This is a genomic window from Winogradskyella schleiferi, assembly GCF_013394655.1.
In the GTDB taxonomy this organism is placed as follows: Bacteria; Bacteroidota; Bacteroidia; order Flavobacteriales; family Flavobacteriaceae; genus Winogradskyella; species Winogradskyella schleiferi.
Genome location: NZ_CP053351.1, coordinates 3,198,760 through 3,216,380, shown reverse-complemented (window position 1 = coordinate 3,216,380; position 17,621 = coordinate 3,198,760). Strand labels below are relative to the sequence as shown.

The window sequence follows — 17,621 nt, the reverse complement described above, 5'->3', positions numbered from 1 at the left end:
TTGTCTTTTTGTGCTGTATCGGACTTATTGACTTGTTGCGGTAAATTTTCGTGTAACTTTTATTTACGCTTAAAAGCGTTTACTCTGCAACTATTACAACAATACTTTTGTTTATATCTTCTCCTAGGAACGTAACTATTGCCACAATAGTTACAATTGTATGTATATCTATCCATTGTTCGTTATTTTAACGTTAGACTAACGATTATTGAAAGGAATTTTTTGGATGTACTGGTGTTTTTTGTGCCCATTACTTTGAAGATTTTTTAATGTTGGACAATAAAGTATTAGCATCAGCTTCAACCTCTTTAATAGTTTTCTGCTTTCCTTCTTTGATCCAAGCTACTATCTCGGATTTAAAGAAGAATAAACGACCGCATTTTTTGTGATGTGGGATTAGGTTTTTTTGACAATACCCATAGATTGTAGCTTTACTATAACCAGTTAAGTTTGCTATCTTATCGATAGGTACTGGATCATCTATTAGATTTTGTGGTTCTGCCTTATTAAGAAGTAAGGCTTTCATTTCTTTTAGGTCTTTTTTGACCTCTGCAACGTCTTGCTGCGTTTGTTCGAATGGTATCATAACTATTTATTTAAAATTATTGATACCTCAAATTTCTGAATTGTTGCTTTTAGGAATTTTCACGAATTTTCACGAACACAATAAACCTATACTAGATAGGGGTTATGTGTAAGTATTTTTTTTTCGTCGGAATTTTGGCGAATCCAGATGACTACTATTCTGGGTTTATACTGTTTAAGGAAAAAGTATTTTTTTAGAGTTTTAATAGTCTTTTAAATTCTCTAGTGTATTTTGGATTAGCACTTGTAAAAGATTTATAGGGTTCTTTAGTGTTTTTATCTATCGAAACATTGAAAGCAGTACAAAATGCATCTCCTAAAACGTTTGGGTCAATTATTTCTGGGTATGCATGATTTTTTAAAGAAATGGATAAACTACTTAGAAGCGCTTTGCCGGATCCGTAGATACTATTTCTTTTGGTAATAATATTTAAATTATCATCCCAAATTTTATTGTCTATTCCTGCTTTTAAAACACTATCTAAAGAGATTTTTGCATTCATCGACCATAAATTTTTTAGCTGTAATATTTTGGGATCTATATTATTATCTCCTGTCTTAGAATTAATTGAATGAGCTTCTTTATAATAATTCATTTTATTTAAGTAGAACTTGTTTGATTTCTCCAATATTTGAGATAAAGAAGTATCTTCAATATCTAATAATAATGTTTGTTCATTGATAACGTTGAGAAGCTCATTTATTACCTCTAAATTCTTTAAAAAGTTATTTCCTAAATCTAGTAATTCTTTGTGATATATTAATTTGTATTTAGCTAGTAATTCTATTGCTTTAATGTAGTTATCATCTTTATGCCAATTAATAAATTCTAAGTCTAGAGAATTAAAAAAATTTATTATCAGTTCTTTTTTTTCACTGTTATTTAGTATTTCGGAAAAGAAGAAAAATTCAATAGATAAAATAACAAATAAAGGTTCAATATCTAAATGTTCTTTACCATCATTGTCAGATGATTCTGTGCTTAAATGCTTTTTAACTTTTTGTTGATATAAAAAATCATCATTTAAATATTCTCTAATCAGTTGTAAATGGATTTTATCATGAGTTATATAAGGATGGGTAAGGATATTATTGATTTTTATATTAAAATTAAGCGGTGTTACTTCTGTTAAAATCAGAATTAATTTATGGAATTTACCTTTGTTATTCATGTTTAAAAATCCATTATCGAGTTTGCAAATTCTTTTTTAGAGTTATCTTCAAAGCCAGCAAAGTAATTTTTCGTGACATGAAGGTCACTGTGATCTAAGGCTTCGCTGATAAATTCCATACTAGCACCTTTACGGACTGCATTTGTAGCAAAAGAATGTCTTGCCCAATATGATGATAAATCTTGTGGCAAATTATTTGCCTTGGCTATTCTTTTAATGTGATCGTTGATATATCTAGTAAAGTTTTTAATTTTTTTATACCGTTTTAAACTATCATCTTTTTGTTCAATAATATCAAATACAAAACCTTCCTTCGATTTATTGCCATAAGTTTCTATGACACCACTTGTAAAGTCTGTTAAATAAATAATGATTTTAGTTTTGTCGGTAGTTTTGTCAAACGTTTTAGCTCTGTAATAGGTGAATCTATCATCCTTAATATCGGAGTATTTCAGTAGAGCAATGTCTTTAATGTTCATGCCATTACAGGCAAAGCTGAAAAACCAGAAATCTTTAGCTTTAGTCTCGTTGTAATTTGTTGCTTCAGCTTTAAATAAAGTTTTAAGTTGATCTGAGTTTAAAGCCTTTTTTACTTTTCTTGTTCTTGGAATTTTATACTTGTTTTTTCCAAAAGGGTAGTGGTCACTATTAAGATCGTTTACTTCGATGGCATTGTTGAAAATTACTCTTAGCGTTCTTAAATAAATAGAGACAGTAGTTAAACTTTTGCCTTTATTTAACATATATTTCTCGTATTCCTTTAACCATTCAGGGGTGATCGATTGGAAGGTTAAATTATTAATAGGGCATTTTTTTTGCTCTTCACTAAATTGAGCAAGGGAATTAAGCGTGTATTTAAAACTCTCTGCAGTACTTATTTTTTCATTCTTTATGTTTTTTTCTATCGCAAGATTAAAGTGGTAATGAATATTATTTTTGTCATTTGATTTTCTAAAAAATTTAAATTCGAATTTTTCAAAGTCAAATACACTCATGGCTTTCGCCTCATCATTTGCTCTATTTTCGATGGCTTGTAATTCTAAACGTAAATCCTTGTTTGTGCCTCTTAAATTTTTATTTTCAGGGTTAATCCATACGGTTTCAAACTCTGTTTTAGTTAAGTCGATGTTTAGATTGTACCATTTTTCTTTTTGAGTGGCTTTTCCGTAAACACGAAGTTTTACTGGATATGTTCCTGAATCTTTCTTTCTTCTCTTATCTAGGCGAATAGATATATTATAACTCATAGTTATATTGTTTCTGCAAATATAAATCATTTGCAGAATATTTGCAGAAAAAATTACTTAATAGATCAATAATAGATAGTAAAAATTAGTAATTATAAAATATAAACCACTGATAACTAGTAAAATTAAGTAATTAACAAGTGGTATCTATTAAGTGCTGTTATTGATTACGGCTCAAGAGGTTACAGGTTTGAATCCTGTCGAGGTCACTGAAAGGGAATTTTCAATTTTATTTTGAAAGTTCCCTTTTTTATTTGTTCCTAACTTATCTGATAAACAGGCTATTTGAGCAAAAATTGAGTTTACTCTAAAAGTTTGAACTCTCTTGTTTTTGAAGTCATACCCTAAACCGTCTGGAAAGACCATATATTGAAGTTTTCTTTTTACTTCAATATCTCCAGAACTCCATAATAGCGGTAGGTTGAGCGCATATTTCAAGGCTATATTAATTGATTTTTTAAGGTTTGAACTATCGAAGCTATGTTTTGATAAATTTTTCTTTTTTTGATTAATTTCTGATACCAACTTAGTTCTGAATCTATCATATTGAGACTTATTTATTTCTTCAAAGACATAGCGCTCTTCTAAACGATCTAACTTCATTTCAATAGCGACTATGCCACTTGATAGTTCTTTGGTTTCTTTTATAGCCTCTTCATTCATACTAACAAAGGTGTCATAGACCATTTCTTTTAATGGTGCTACAAATTTCTTGTCCTCTAGTTTGTAAGTCTCTAAAAGCTCTAAAAACTCTTGATGCAGTTTCTTAGCACTTCTATTCTCCTTACTTCCCTTACGACGATTTTTATAATAGTAAAGCCCTTTTTTCTTTACGATAAACCCTGTGTAAGGAGTCCCACAAGTTGTGGACTTCAGGAAAGTTTTTAGAGGCAGGTTTTCGTCATCTACGCAGTACTTTCTGGTCTCAGTTCCTGTATTCAATAAGTTATGAATTTTAAGAAATAAATCTTTAGTTATCATTGGCTGATGATTGCCTTCAATAACTTCTCCTGGTATGAGGCTATTTACAATAAGTCCACAATAGAATGGATTTCTAAATAAAACGCTCAATCTCTTATCATTTATTTTAAGCCCTTTCTCCTGTAATTTATTTGCGATTTCAACGTGAGACATATTGCTGTTTGCTTTCCACAAGAAAGCCTGCTTCAATAGCCTTCCTTCTTTTGTAATAACAAATTTGGGAGTTTTTCCTTTTCCTGGATTGGCATTTGTGTAACCAAACGGATATGCGCCTGTCCAATGTCCTTTGCGAAGTTTCTCTTGCATTCCAGACACTGATTTATCTCTTCTCAATTCATTATCAAACTGAGAAAACATATAGTAAAGGTTCTGTTGGAATGATCCTGCACTTGTAGAAGTATCGACCTCTTGGGTAGCTGATATTGTGACAATACCTTGTCTTTTTAACTGATCACTTATGTAAGCACCATTTGCTCCAGTTCTTGAAAATCTATCGTAAGAATAGACAATGATATAGCCTACATTACTTCTTCGCTTTACATAATTAAGCATCTTTTGAAATTCCTTACGCTCATCACTTTTAGCTGACTCATAGGTTCCTCCAAAATACTCACTTACCTCAAGTCCTTTTTTATTTGCAAGATCCTTACAGTACTTTAATTGAGTTTCTAAACTGGCGTTGTTCTCTGCTTGTTCTTTGGTAGATACTCTTGTGTATATAACAGCTTTGCCATCTGTTCGTAATTTTTGTCCTTTACCTTTTTTGGCAAACTGATCAAATATTGTTTGGTCTTTCATATACTTAACTACTATTTTGAAGATGCTCACAAAGTACTTTTGCAAATTCTTCTAATTGGTTTATTGTCTCTTCTGCTTTCTTATCTGAATAATCTTTGAAGCCATCAAACTTTTGAAGCCATTCAGCATCATATTTCTTAAAAGTAGGTTTTTCTTCTACTGCAATTGAGTTAGACATCTTTTTTTTCTTATCAATTGCTCCATTACTTATTGGTTACAATTGAATCTGAAATAGTGATCCTTATGATCTCTTAGCATAGCTTCGGTATTTCCGATGACTATACTCAGTCGCTTTAATTGGTTTACTTAACCTTTGTTTTTACAGTTCTGTTAATCAAGACGATTCTGCCATCGCTTTGCTTAATTTCAATATTCTGATAATCGTGTTGTTTAAGGATATCTACTATTTTAGTTCTGTCCTCAATACGCTCAACTCCTTCAATCATATCAATTCGACCGTCACGTTTTACTATTCTCAATGATTGAAACTTTTGATTTCTTGTCATTTCAATTAACTGAAGTTCTTCTGGACTAAAATCATCTAATGACTTTAAATCCTTCTGTTCTATAATTAAGCTCATTTCCTTTCGTTTAATAGCTCTCTCAATAAATCCACTTCTCTTTTAAGAGAAATATCAAGTTTCTCACGCGTTTCTTTAAGCTCTTCTCTTAGCTCACCCATTTCTTCTTTAAATGAAATACGCATTTCTTTTATTTCTTCTGATTTCTCTATTAAAATACGTTCCAATTTTTTTGATGAAGATTTGCTCTCCACTTGTATTTTTGAGATAATAGTCAGGAACTGTTTTACTCGTTCACCGTCTATTTGAGAAATGAAGTTGTTAATCATTGTATTGACTTCGACAACTTCTACTAAGGTGTTTTTTGAGCCAGCTTCCGCATTATTAATCCCTTTTATCTTTCCATTACCTGCGTGAATGTTAGTAGCATTATTTCCTGTACTACTTATTCCGTTTTTCTTTACAGTAATATTTGTGATGGTTGGTGGCTGATATTGCAATGGGGTTTCATTGTAGAAATAATTCATATCTATATTAAAACGTTTAGCAAAATTGATGAGCGCTAAATGCGGAATATGCTTCGATCTACTTCTTACCGCAGAAACTATACTTCTATTAGTGGGATATACCTCTTTACCGATTGAGCTGTCATTATTAGGTTTAATACCTAATTCCGAATTTACAGCAATCACTTCATCTACTGCATTTACAAATTTGAGATCTATCTCGTCATACTGGGGATTTTCTTTCATCTATATCTATCTATTTATCAATACTTTATTTACTTTATTCTTTTTAAAACAACATTATTTTAGATTATTATGTTAATTGAAATGCAATATTAAGTATATTTGGCATCAAATAAAGTATAAATGATGTTTTATTTGTATTTTATTTACAATATGTTGTCAATTAATTTACTAAACATTTAATTAATGTACCTAACAGAAGATATCAAAAAGGTGGTTCTCAGGATGGAGAAGCTTTATGATAGTCCCGTGAACGTCATAAAAAGTAAAACACAATTATCACGCCCCACGATTACCAAGTTTTTTAGACTACAATCTATCAGACCCAGTAGTGTAGAAATTATTTATGAATTGTGCCTTGATCTCATTGAAGAAAAAGAAGAAAAGCGATCTTCTATTAAGAAGCGAACAGAGATACTATTCTACGAGGCTTAAAAATTAAGATGCTTAAACGGGCACTTCACTCAAATTACCAGTACAGACAGCAAAAAAGCTGATTACTGGCTATTGTCTCAACAATGGCCATCATACAATACTCAACCGCATTTAATGCTTTAGAAGGTTACGTTAACCAGCATAATGCAAGCACAAAAGACCTCTCTTCGCATGTAAGACAGGCAATGATCTTAACCACTCAAGAGATCATCAAGATTTATTCTATATCCTTACTGAAGGCAAATAGTATAGCTGCCATAGATTTACAGAATTTACCTCCATTAAAGACTAATAACGTACAGCTAGCCAAACGTGCCAAAGCAAGCACAAGAACCATCCAACGACACCTCAAACGTCTCATAGAAGCTAATATCATAACTAAAAAGATATGGCACGGTTCCAACTCTGGATACGAGCTTTTTATCAACCCAAATATATTGTTGATAGGTGGTGTAAAAGCCGTTAATAAGCCTGAAAATGAGCTTCAAACTGAAAAATCAAAAACTACTGATAATCAGTTTTTTAAAAATTCTAAAACGACAACTTGTCCTCATACAGATACTAGTAACAATGGTTACATAAATAATATAATAATAGGCGTTGATAAGTTGAAGACTAAAGCGAGTTCGTTACCACTCACGAAGGGTTATGAGTCACGCAACGCTACTAGTAACACTTTTACAGGATACACAGGAAAAATAGACCCCAAAAAAAATAATGATGCAGGGGAAATAGAGCGGAAATCACGAGCCACAGATCAAACTGGCGCCGAAATTTCAGGCGTCGATCAGGCTCGTTCCGCTTCCCTATCATTTTACGTCAAGTCCTTTTGGAAACTGGCGCGAAATACCATCTACAAAGACCATTACCTTACACAAAGTCAAGAGAAAACCGCGCTGAAACTGCTCCATTTGTGGTACGAGCCTGTCTCTGACAAACAACTGCAAAACGTCCACGAGGTTTATGTTAGCCGATTAGGAATTGTACAAAAATATATTGCAAAAGACCCAACAAAACGATACGTCCAGCTTCCAGATAAATACTTTGACCCAAAAAATCCATCAGGTTTTACGGGAACGAGAATCTGGTACCAAAAGCAGAAGAAAAGAGAATACGAGGTGCGGTTAAAACTGATTTTACAAGCTCAAATTCGTCGTTTTCTCAACAATGAGAAAAAAGAAACTGCAAAGCAAAAACCTCGCCTTGAGCTATTTAGGTCTTGCGAAACCAGAATCAGCAAATTAGGTCAACCAGAATTGTTGAACACTTTTCACGCTTCTGTTTTGAATCACTCTACACACAAATATTTACAACTTAATACTTAAAAAATGAATCCATTTAAAAAAAATGATGCGTCTTTGAGCAAAAAACTCAAAGGTGCATTAACCGATTTGACGGTTGATATTTTTGGTTACGAAAAGATGGTAACTAAAACTATCACTAACCGCACCAACTACATTTCCAACAGACTTCAAATCCCAAAGGATCGTCTCTACATCAGGATTTTTCAAAAAGATCACATCATACGTTCATTTTTATACAATCAGAGTAAACCTGTGAGCGCTATACCTACTCAAGAGCTCACGTATTTCTTTATGGAAGAGCAATTAGCACAATTGGATAACGTACAGAATAAAGTTGCCTTCAGCATCAAACAATACCTCAAAGAGTTTGCAGAAGCCAATCGTATTGATGAAGAAAGCGTCCGTATTTGGATTCACCTCAAGGACGATAAAGTCCAGGTTAGAGCTTTTCAAAATGAAGAGTTTATAAAACAAATCCCACTTAATTCACTAATTAAATATTTCAAATAATGGCACAAAGCAAAGGATGGAAACTAGGACAAGATTCATTTTCAAAAATGATTGTCTGGTTTAAAGACGGTAACGTAAGAACAATGTATTCAATAGATTGGAAGCACAAATTATCAAGAACACGCAGCAAAGAAACTGGTATGGAACGTTTCAGAAAAAAGATAAAACAATATGGTCCATTAGCTGGTACCATTGAGATTTATGACAAAGCAACCGGACAACGCATTGCAAAATTTTACGAAGGGATTGAGAAATCAGTTGAAACTATATAATGAGAACAATTAAAGAATTACAAGCGAAGCTCAATCCTAAAAACAATTTTGACCAGCGATATAACATAGAGGCAGATGATAAAATTCATCTGCTTTATGTGAGTCCCAAACTCAATGCGACAGGTTATTACAGGATGATAACACCTGCATTAGAAATCAATAAAACAGATACGCATAAGGCGATTATTACCAGTATCGAGACCAATGACTTCTCGATGAAACTTTCTGATTTTGTAAATCAGCTGGATGAGCGCTTAATTACCTGGGCAGATTACATCATTTTCCCTGCCCTGTTTAGTGATGTTAGCTATTTGATGCAGGCTATCAAAACGCTTAATCCTTCGGTTCAATTAGTGATGGACTTAGATAGAAATTATTTTGCGATACCTGTTTCTATTCCGCTTTCGCGAAAGCTAACTAATGACAAACTAAAGTGCATAGAAAATAATTTGGGTCTAATGGATATCGTGACTGTTGCAAATGAAGCTTTTCAAAAGTTCTTGCAGCGATTCATTGACGACCGCTTAGAAAACGCACATACATTTGTGCAATACCTTCCCAGTTTAGTCTCGAGATATGGCTATGAAGAAATGCCACCACTTACAAGAAACACTTCAGAGAAATTACGAGTAGGCTTAATAAAATCAACCGAAGAAGATTTGCTATCTCTTAAGGAAGTACTTTTTAAAATGAGAAAAAATTTTGGAGATCAAATTGAGTTTATTTACTTCGGGAAGCCCTATTCTGTATGGGAAGTAGAAAAACTTTTTAAAGAATATAAAGTAGAAATACATCCTACCGTTTCATTCTTAGATTATTTTGAAAAGTTGAACAGCTTACAACTCGATGTAGTTTTACTACCTGCTTTAGAATGTCTTTTTAATAGGCATCAAAACTATCAGCTTTTTATGGAGCTTTCAACGTTTGGGATTCCTGTAGTTGCATCATCTCACCATCCAGTCAAAAAATGGATTCACAATGCAGAAAATGGATTTTTAGCGAGTGAAGCTCCTGAGTGGTTAGAAGCTCTTGAAACACTTGTAAAATATGATAAAGAGAAAAATTTTTCTTCTAGTCTCATAAAGAATATCTGGAATAATAACAGCTTTGCAAAGACATCTATTGATAAAATAACTTCCTTATATATTTAATCAATCAATATCCCTGAACTTAAAATGAAAGTTCAGGGATATTACTTTAGAGTACCTTCTAAAATTATTGAATTTATCCCACCCATAAATTCAAAACCCTTACCGTTACTACGATTACCCATTTCAACCTAATTTCAAAATAATCCCAATGTACCGAAGTACATTTCCGTAAGGTCAATCGACCGACTCTCAAATCTATATTTATCCTAAATCAAAGAGAAAACGAGCTTCCTATAGCGATGAGTTTTCCTATTCCCGATACAGATGCAGGTAACGATTACAGAGAACGAAGAGAAAAACGCAATTGAATTGCTATTCAGTGAAAACCTACCCAAAGAGTTTTCGACCTTCCTATTAGAATTAGGCTTTCGCGAGGTTTTTAAGAAGAAAAATACTTGGTATTCTGATGCGCATCCAGCCTATAAAAGTTTTGCTACTTCCTTAAGAGATGCGTTTTCTCGTGGAGACGATTGGAAAACGGTTTCGATGTATCCATCGTTTCAACCTTCCTTAGAAAACATTGATAAAAGCAAATTTAGTTTTGTTACTATTTCATACAGAGGTACAGAAAAGGCAGAAACGAAGGACTATGTTTTATTCGATCCCTATAAGAAGGTCGCTACAGAAATAGCAACTCAATATGCCATTACCAAATATGGAGACGATTTGCAAAACGTCGAAGTCTCTCCCAGAAACTATAAACGGAAAGCTCGCATTATATATGACAAAGGGCAAATTATAAATCGTTTTAAAGTCGATGAGATAACGGAAATAGAAAACGAACCTACTAAGGAAGTAGAAAACTACCTTCCTATAGAGGATGGCAAAGCTCAAGACAAACCTACTCTTGAGACAACAAACAACGAAAAGCAAATCAAAATAGAAAACGAACTTCCTATAGAAGATAGTAAAACTGAAAACGAAGAGACCCTTGAAGAAGTGCCTAAAGAAAATGAGTCTGGTTACAAGACCGATAAAGAGCGTAAAATTTCTACTCGTGAGATTTTAAGCGAAGTGATTAGCAAACTTGTAATTTTAGAAGAGAGTCTTGAAGGTGAAGATGAAACCATCATAGCCACCACCATTTTAGATTTAGAAGATGCGCAGGAACAATCCAGCGAACTACGTTTTAAGAACGAACTTTTAAAAGCGCTACAAAACTTTAAGGATTGGATTTTGGATTTGACTTTCTCATCGCGCACAATGGCGTTAATGGAAATCAATCGCTTGAACCTATCGCTAGACTTACCTCTTTTCCATCTGAAAGAAGAGGTCGCTAGAACGCTATCTGTATCAAAAGATATTTTCAATCGCGATCATATTGTTCCCAATGTTTTAGTCCCAACAAAAGCTGGCGAACCTTTTCAATCTGGTGGACTCAATTTAAGTGATGCCAACTTTATGAGAATGAAGTTCAAGCGACTCTACAACATTACAGATGATACCATTGAACAAGCCTCTGGATTAGATTTATTTCGTCTGTCTCAAATGGCACATCCTAATGATTATGGAATTAATGTAAATCGTTCTACAGTTCTTCGTGAGTGGGAAAGTCGCGGTCTGGAAGCGTTTGAAGAAATCGGCTATCCTACAGATTTAGATTATCCTTATGTGAACGTTCATACTGGTTATAAAAGTGTCTCAACTTTAGCTTCTCAAATTGGCGCATACGATGACAGGCATCAATGGTGGTCTGCGGTCGAACATTCCAGACCTATTGCAGATTTAGCAAAGGGAATTGTGATTATGGATTCCTTATTAATGGAATTGGTTGAAAAGAAATTGGAATTAGTCAACCCAAAATCCAACAAACCCAGAACCGATAAGCAGTCCAAAGAAGCTTTCAATGATATTGAATGGGAAATAAGCAGATTGGAAAGATCCAAACTGGTCATTCAGGATTATATGAACAAGGATTTAGAGGTCGAAGAATCACTTCCAGAACCCAAGCCTAAAAAAGAAAAACATCAAGAACCCAACGACTATTTAGATAAGGTCATAGCTATTCTGCATACCGCTTTCGCGAAAGCGGAACGCCTATCAAAAAAGAAGATAGAAAAGCTTAGAGAAGAAACCAATGCACCAACGATGGGCGCACTTTGGGAAGCGGTAGAATTGAGTTGGTTGTTATGGTACAAGATGCTCTACAGAGAACCTATCCCATTTGAAGCACGACTGAAAAAGATGGTGTTGTTTTGGAATAAAGTGCAACCTACCTATGCGTATTCTGATAGTAGTAAAGAACTCTACAAACAGTATTCCACGCCTTGTCCTATTGGAGCCATCATCGCGCAATACACCCAAATGGATGAAGCCGAGTTCATCTTTGAGCCAAGTGCTGGAAATGGGTTGCTACTCGTAGGAGCGAATCCAAGAATCACTCACGTCAACGAGATAGATAAAAGCCGAAAACAATCTTTAGAGCATCAAGGTTTTGGTCGTATTACATCAGATAACGCAGCAGAACCATTTCCAGAAATGATGCACAAAGTTCACGATGTGGTCGTGACCAATCCGCCATTTGCAAGTTGGGATGATTCTAAGTTTGATAAGGAGCGAATTATACAGAAATACTTCAACAAACATCGCGGATTAGCAAACCATATTCGCCTAGAACACTTGATGGCTGGATTGGCGCTTTACACGATGAAAGATGATGGCAAGGCAGCAATTATTATAATGGGACACGTCTATTTTGGAGACGACGGACTTTTTGCAAAATACCGTCCGTTTTTCAACTGGCTGTATCGTCATTACAAAGTAGACGATGTGATTAATATGAATAGTTACAAGCTCTACAATAAACAAGGAGCGGTTACAAAAACAATGCTCATTCTCATTGGTGGTCGTAAATCAAAACCTTATGGAGTAGCACCAAACAAAAGCGAACAACCACATTTAGAAGATATGGTAGAGACGTTTGAAGATCTCTGGAAGCAAACCAAATCGCACATCAAACCAAATATCGATACCATCATAAAACAGCTTAAAACCGCAAGAACAAAATGATCTATTTCAATAATCAATTAATGCCTAACGACACGAGTACAAAACTCTTTATGGTCACAAACACCAAATCATTTGAACGCTATGAAGACCACGAAGCAGCACTTTACATTCAATTACATCTACTGGTGGAACACGCTTTCGCGAAAGGTGAAAACCCAATTGCTCTTATTGAAGATTATCTGGAGTTGGTCTACACCGAAGGGAAATCGGTAGCAGAAATAGCCGACTTTCTTGCCAATACAGATAAGATGCAACTCGCACTCTGGACACTCAAAGAAAGTTGGGATAAACTGGACGAAACCGCACCTCAAGATTCATTGCTTTATGGAAGTGGTATGGATAAAGAAGAGGCCATTCAGTTGTATTTAGAAATCACATTACGAACTTATTTAGAAGCATTAGCCCAACACAAGAATGAGTAACCAAGAATTAGAAATAGAACAGGCAGATTTTAAGCAAGATGCCGAAGAGGTCGCAAAACTTGCCACGCAAGAAAGTGCTTTAGTGGAATACGTCCCAAAGTCAAAAGCGCCATACCGAATGAATACGCTCATTCCGCGTAATATGGCATTTGAGGTTCAAAAGTCGCTCAATAGCATTGTGAAGACAAAAGGGAATATTGATAATTATGTGCGTAATCAATTAAAGTATGAATCCACCAAACAACTTTGGAGTGGATTGGGTGCAGAACAAGTGGATGCGGTTGGTTTGTATCTCAATCAATTTGAAAATGAGCAAGGCATTATTATAGCAGATCAGACAGGAATAGGAAAAGGTCGGCAGGCTGCTGCGGTGATACGACACGCAGTTATGAACGATTATATTCCTGTCTTTTTTACCAAGAAACCAGACTTGTTTACAGATATGTATCGTGATCTGAAAGCGATAGGTTTTGAGAACATCAGGCCATTCATAGTCAATACAGATACCAATGCAAAGATTAAAGATGCCGATGGTAATGTGGTGTTCAGTCCGCTGAGTAGTTCTGCGCAAGCTGACCTGATTTCAAACGAAATTGAATTTCCAACGGAGAGTCCAGAGTCTATTGAATACCATAAAAAGATTGGGAAGAAACTACCTGATCCTGATAAAACACCAACTATTAAAATTCCATTGACGCTCGACCATTTACCATTGGGTTATGATATGATTTTTGCTACTTATTCTCAAGTGCAATCTGCACATCCCTACAAACGTATGTGGATTGAGAAAATGGTAAATAACGGAATCGATGGAAGTAAAAAATATAAGAAGCTCATCTTCATTCTCGATGAGTCGCATATGGCTGGCGGTTTCGATTCCATCATCGGTACCTGGATGCGCGAAGTCTTGCCGCAAACTAAAGCTTGTTGCTTTTTGAGTGCTACGTTCGCCAAATATCCAGAAGTGATGCCTTTCTATGCGAAGAAAACCGCCATCGCTGAAACAGGATTGACCGACTCAAATTTTGTGCGTTCAATGACCAGTGGCGGATTAGCATTACAGGAAATTGTGGCATCCAATCTTTCAGAAAGTGGTCAGCTTATTAGACGTCAGCGTTCCAACGAAGGTATCAATGTAGATTACATAACACTGGACGCCGAACCACAACGCAGTAAAAGTCGAGAAAGCGTCAATCGCATCATCAGTTTAATGAATGACGTAGTGGCTTTTGAGCAGGAATTTGTGGCGCCATTATTAGCAGACGTTCACGCTTCCGCGAAAGCGCAAGGCGAGCATATGTCTTCTAAACCGAGAGGACTTGGCGTAAAACAATCGCCATACTTTTCTCGTGTGTTCAACATCATTGACCAAATGCTATTTGCATTGAAAGTCAAAGATGTGGTAGCGCACACCATCAAATTACTGAAGGAAGACAAGAAAGTAGTCATTGCATTTAAGTCCACAATGGGTGCATTCTTGAAAGATTTGAATTTGGTAAGTGGCGATGTGATTCCAAATGAACAAATGGACTTTGTTAGAACTTTAGTCAAAGGACTCGATGGAATATTTAACTACAATTATGTGGCGATTGATGGCGAAAAAACCAGAGAACGTATTCAGTTAGAGGAATTGCCTCAGAATGGGATTGAGAAATACAACGACATCAAAAAACGAATGTTATTAGAAAGCTCTGGACTATCTATTTCGCCCATTGACGAGTTGATTCATTTACTGCAGACTGAAAAGAAGCCCAAACATTTAGGCGGTCATTCTGATATGTATTTCAAAGTAGCCGAAGTAACAGGTCGTAATCAACGTATTGATTTAACTGATGATGAAGCGGTTGTAGAATCTTTTCGTAGCAATACAGAACGCTCTTTTAGAATGTTTAATAGTGGCGATTATGATGTGCTGCTTATTAATCAAAGTGGTAGTACAGGATCTTCTGCGCACGCGAGTAAAGATTTTAAAGACCAACGCCAGCGAGCGATGATCGTACATCAGTTCGAGCTGGATATAAATACTGAAGTTCAGAAAAGGGGACGCATCAATCGTACTGGTCAAGTGAACTTGCCAGAGTATTATTACATCACAAGTGACATTCCGACCGAAAAGCGTTTAATGACGATGCTTAAAGCAAAATTAAAATCGCTGGATGCTAATACCACAGGCTCGCAAAAGACAAATGATGATACTTTAAAAAGTGCCGACTTCCTAAACAAATATGGTGACATCGCAGCGTGGAATTGGGTAGATGAAAACCAAGAGATGATGGAACAATTGGGTTATCCAACATATCAAAAGAAAACCGATAAACGAGGCTTCATTTCTTATGAACGTAATGGTTTTAAAGAAGGTGCTATCCGTCAATTAACTGGAAGAGCTGGATTACTTAAAGTGGAAGATCAAGACGCGTTGTACGATGATTTATTAGAACGATACGACCATCAAATCAAATTAGAAAAACAGCAAGGCACGTATGATCTGGAAACTGAATTTTTACCACTCGATGCCGAAGTAAAAAAGCGTTTCCTGTTTCAAAAAGGTCAAGGTGGTCGCACACCATTTGGTAAAGATACGGTACGGGATATTACTATAGTAAATAACCTAAAACGACCATTTACCAAACAAGATATTGATCAGCGCATTCAAGATGCGCTTGATGGAGAAAAACCAGTTCAAGTGCGTTTGAAATTAGAAGATCAAATCAATGAAGCTTATCCTAAACTTTTAGAAGACCGAAAAGCAAAACGTTTTAAGGTCATAGAAAAATTAAAAGAAGATCGGGAAGTATTACCACAAAGAGGCAGCGGAGAAACCGAAGAAGAGAACGAAAAGATTCTATCGGACTGGAACAAGTTGGAAGCGCTTATCAATCAAAAGACTTCACAGCTCGCTACTTATATCGCTGGATTAGAAAACATTCAAAGCATCATTTTACGCTATACCAATATGTGGAATATTGGCGATGTGATTCGTGTTCCGTTTATTGGTACGACCATAAAACCATCTTGGGGAATCTTCTTGGGTGTGAGCGTCGGGAAATCTGGTAAGAACCCATATACGTTGAGTAATATCAGTTTAAAATTTGGTGTTACAGATTCCCGTAAGATTTTAACATACAGTTTACAGCCTGCCGAGCAGAGTTTCATTAGCCAGGTATTTACAGAGAGTCGTGGCATTACCGATGTCGACATACAAATGGTTAATTTGGAATGGAACGAGCTGATTAAAAAGGCTTCTTCAAAACGCGAACGTCGTCACATTTTGACAGAGAATATCGTAGGTGCTTCAGGTCAGATTGGTACTCAAAACAAACTGATTAAGTACAATACCAAAGAAGGTACCATCAAAAATGGAATCCTATTGCATAGAGACTTTGGCAAAGAAGGCGAGGCAGATTCGGCATTGCTTCCAGTTTCTGAAGCGTATCCAATAATTAGCAAATTGGATTTAGATGACTTCTTTGCAGATCACAAGTTAAGTTTTCGAGCAAAGCGAATAAGTGATAATTATTATCAAGTCTATTTAGACAAAAAGGATTTATACCCAGCGGTAATTGACGAAAAACTACGTTCGTTATTAAGACGAGAATCTGGTCAATCACAAGATGAATTGCCAGACTTTGTACAAAATGCTGGCGATATGACTGGCGCATTGCATTTGGAAAACCTGCAACCGTTTCTAAATCGATTGGATGCTTTTCAAGTGCAGTATATGGGCAAAGCTCGTGAACTCGAAGATTGGGAAATTGAAAATGAAACCGATTGGAAAGCACAGACCAAACAGAAAAAAGGAAATTTTAAGTATCAATTAGGACGTGCTTATGGCCAAGGAAGTAATCCCACCATTGGTTTTGTAAGCTATGAAGAACCAACTGCAGATTACGAATTTGGTCTTGTGATTTACAATCGCCCACTTACTGACAAGGAGAAATACAATTACTCGCTGATTCCCATTTTTAAGAACGTTGAAGAACCTTACCAAGATTGGAAAACGACTATCCTCCAGACAGAAATTAAAGATGATTTTAATGCCATTATTGAAGAAGTAAGAGACTTGCCATTACACGAAGCGATTGAGGCAATGGGTTATTTTATTTTGAATAACCTACACGAAGATGGTAATGCAGAATTTGTATTTGGAAAGTACACTGCTCTAGATTTAGGACGTGTCTTTTATGAGGATACGATTGCTCAAATAGCATCTATCGATGAACTAATTAACCAACTACAAATTGCTTTGAAATAGATGAAAGTCAATCCCAATAAAATGTACATCGTGTACACGCCATTCTATCGAACTCGAAAATCCATATTTGATGGTCAACCTACAACTATGCAAGAACTCAAAAATAAATTTAGGCGTGGTATGGATGCAGATGTAATCGATAGTATTTACTCAACCAAAAAAGAAGCTAACGAAGCTGCTGACAAGCTATTCAAAAAAGCAAAAAGAAATTAA

At 35.3% G+C, this 17,621-nt stretch carries 15 protein-coding genes; 8 read left to right on the top strand and 7 right to left on the bottom strand.

The features are described from left to right. Positions 1–250 precede the first annotated feature (250 nt). The 7 genes from HM990_RS13980 to HM990_RS13950 all read right to left on the bottom strand — a co-directional run bounded on the left by HM990_RS13980 (position 251) and on the right by HM990_RS13950 (position 6,056). The gene (locus HM990_RS13980) at positions 251–586 is read right to left on the bottom strand and encodes a helix-turn-helix domain-containing protein (protein WP_178989526.1); all 336 of its coding nucleotides are present in this window, start codon (positions 584–586) and stop codon (positions 251–253) included. Between the two features lie 193 nt (positions 587–779). Continuing rightward, entirely contained in the window at positions 780–1,757 is a 978-nt protein-coding gene (locus HM990_RS13975; RefSeq protein ID WP_178989525.1) for a hypothetical protein, read from the bottom strand. A gap of 2 nt (positions 1,758–1,759) precedes the next feature. Then, the gene (locus HM990_RS13970; protein ID WP_178989523.1) at positions 1,760–3,004 is read right to left on the bottom strand and encodes a tyrosine-type recombinase/integrase; all 1,245 of its coding nucleotides are present in this window, start codon (positions 3,002–3,004) and stop codon (positions 1,760–1,762) included. Between the two features lie 174 nt (positions 3,005–3,178). Continuing rightward, the gene (locus tag HM990_RS13965) at positions 3,179–4,783 is read right to left on the bottom strand and encodes a recombinase family protein (RefSeq protein WP_178989521.1); all 1,605 of its coding nucleotides are present in this window, start codon (positions 4,781–4,783) and stop codon (positions 3,179–3,181) included. 4 nt (positions 4,784–4,787) lie between these two features. After that, positions 4,788–4,961, bottom strand: coding sequence for a hypothetical protein (locus HM990_RS13960; protein ID WP_178989519.1), 174 nt, complete (start codon positions 4,959–4,961; stop codon positions 4,788–4,790). Between the two features lie 124 nt (positions 4,962–5,085). Further along, positions 5,086–5,364 (bottom strand): hypothetical protein, encoded by a 279-nt coding sequence (locus tag HM990_RS13955; RefSeq protein WP_178989518.1) that lies wholly within the window; start codon positions 5,362–5,364, stop codon positions 5,086–5,088. Further along, on the bottom strand, positions 5,361–6,056 hold the full coding sequence (locus HM990_RS13950; RefSeq protein WP_178989517.1) for a hypothetical protein: 696 nt from the start codon (positions 6,054–6,056) through the stop codon (positions 5,361–5,363). The genes HM990_RS13955 and HM990_RS13950 overlap by 4 nt, the downstream gene beginning before the upstream one ends. A gap of 515 nt (positions 6,057–6,571) precedes the next feature. On the opposite strand from HM990_RS13950, the gene HM990_RS13945 reads away from it, so the two are divergent. The 8 genes from HM990_RS13945 (at position 6,572) to HM990_RS13910 (ending at position 17,621) form a co-directional block, all read left to right on the top strand. Next, the gene (locus HM990_RS13945) at positions 6,572–7,813 is read left to right on the top strand and encodes a replication/maintenance protein RepL (RefSeq protein ID WP_178989516.1); all 1,242 of its coding nucleotides are present in this window, start codon (positions 6,572–6,574) and stop codon (positions 7,811–7,813) included. A gap of 3 nt (positions 7,814–7,816) precedes the next feature. After that, positions 7,817–8,302, top strand: coding sequence for a hypothetical protein (locus HM990_RS13940; protein WP_178989515.1), 486 nt, complete (start codon positions 7,817–7,819; stop codon positions 8,300–8,302). Continuing rightward, positions 8,302–8,574: a hypothetical protein gene (locus HM990_RS13935; RefSeq protein ID WP_178989514.1), complete on the top strand. Its 273-nt coding sequence runs from the start codon at positions 8,302–8,304 to the stop codon at positions 8,572–8,574. Before HM990_RS13940 ends, HM990_RS13935 begins: the two co-directional genes overlap by 1 nt. Continuing rightward, the gene (locus HM990_RS13930) at positions 8,574–9,725 is read left to right on the top strand and encodes a glycosyl transferase family 2 (protein WP_229719272.1); all 1,152 of its coding nucleotides are present in this window, start codon (positions 8,574–8,576) and stop codon (positions 9,723–9,725) included. Before HM990_RS13935 ends, HM990_RS13930 begins: the two co-directional genes overlap by 1 nt. Before the next feature lie 264 nt (positions 9,726–9,989). Next, a complete protein-coding gene (locus HM990_RS13925; RefSeq protein ID WP_178989513.1) occupies positions 9,990–12,734 on the top strand; it encodes an N-6 DNA methylase in 2,745 nt (914 codons plus the stop codon). Further along, on the top strand, positions 12,731–13,156 hold the full coding sequence (locus HM990_RS13920) for a hypothetical protein (protein ID WP_178989512.1): 426 nt from the start codon (positions 12,731–12,733) through the stop codon (positions 13,154–13,156). Before HM990_RS13925 ends, HM990_RS13920 begins: the two co-directional genes overlap by 4 nt. Next, positions 13,149–17,408 carry a strawberry notch C-terminal domain-containing protein gene (locus tag HM990_RS13915; RefSeq protein ID WP_178989511.1) on the top strand — a complete coding sequence of 1,420 codons (4,260 nt, stop codon included), beginning with the start codon at positions 13,149–13,151 and terminating at the stop codon, positions 17,406–17,408. The genes HM990_RS13920 and HM990_RS13915 overlap by 8 nt, the downstream gene beginning before the upstream one ends. Further along, the gene (locus HM990_RS13910) at positions 17,409–17,621 is read left to right on the top strand and encodes a hypothetical protein (protein ID WP_178989510.1); all 213 of its coding nucleotides are present in this window, start codon (positions 17,409–17,411) and stop codon (positions 17,619–17,621) included.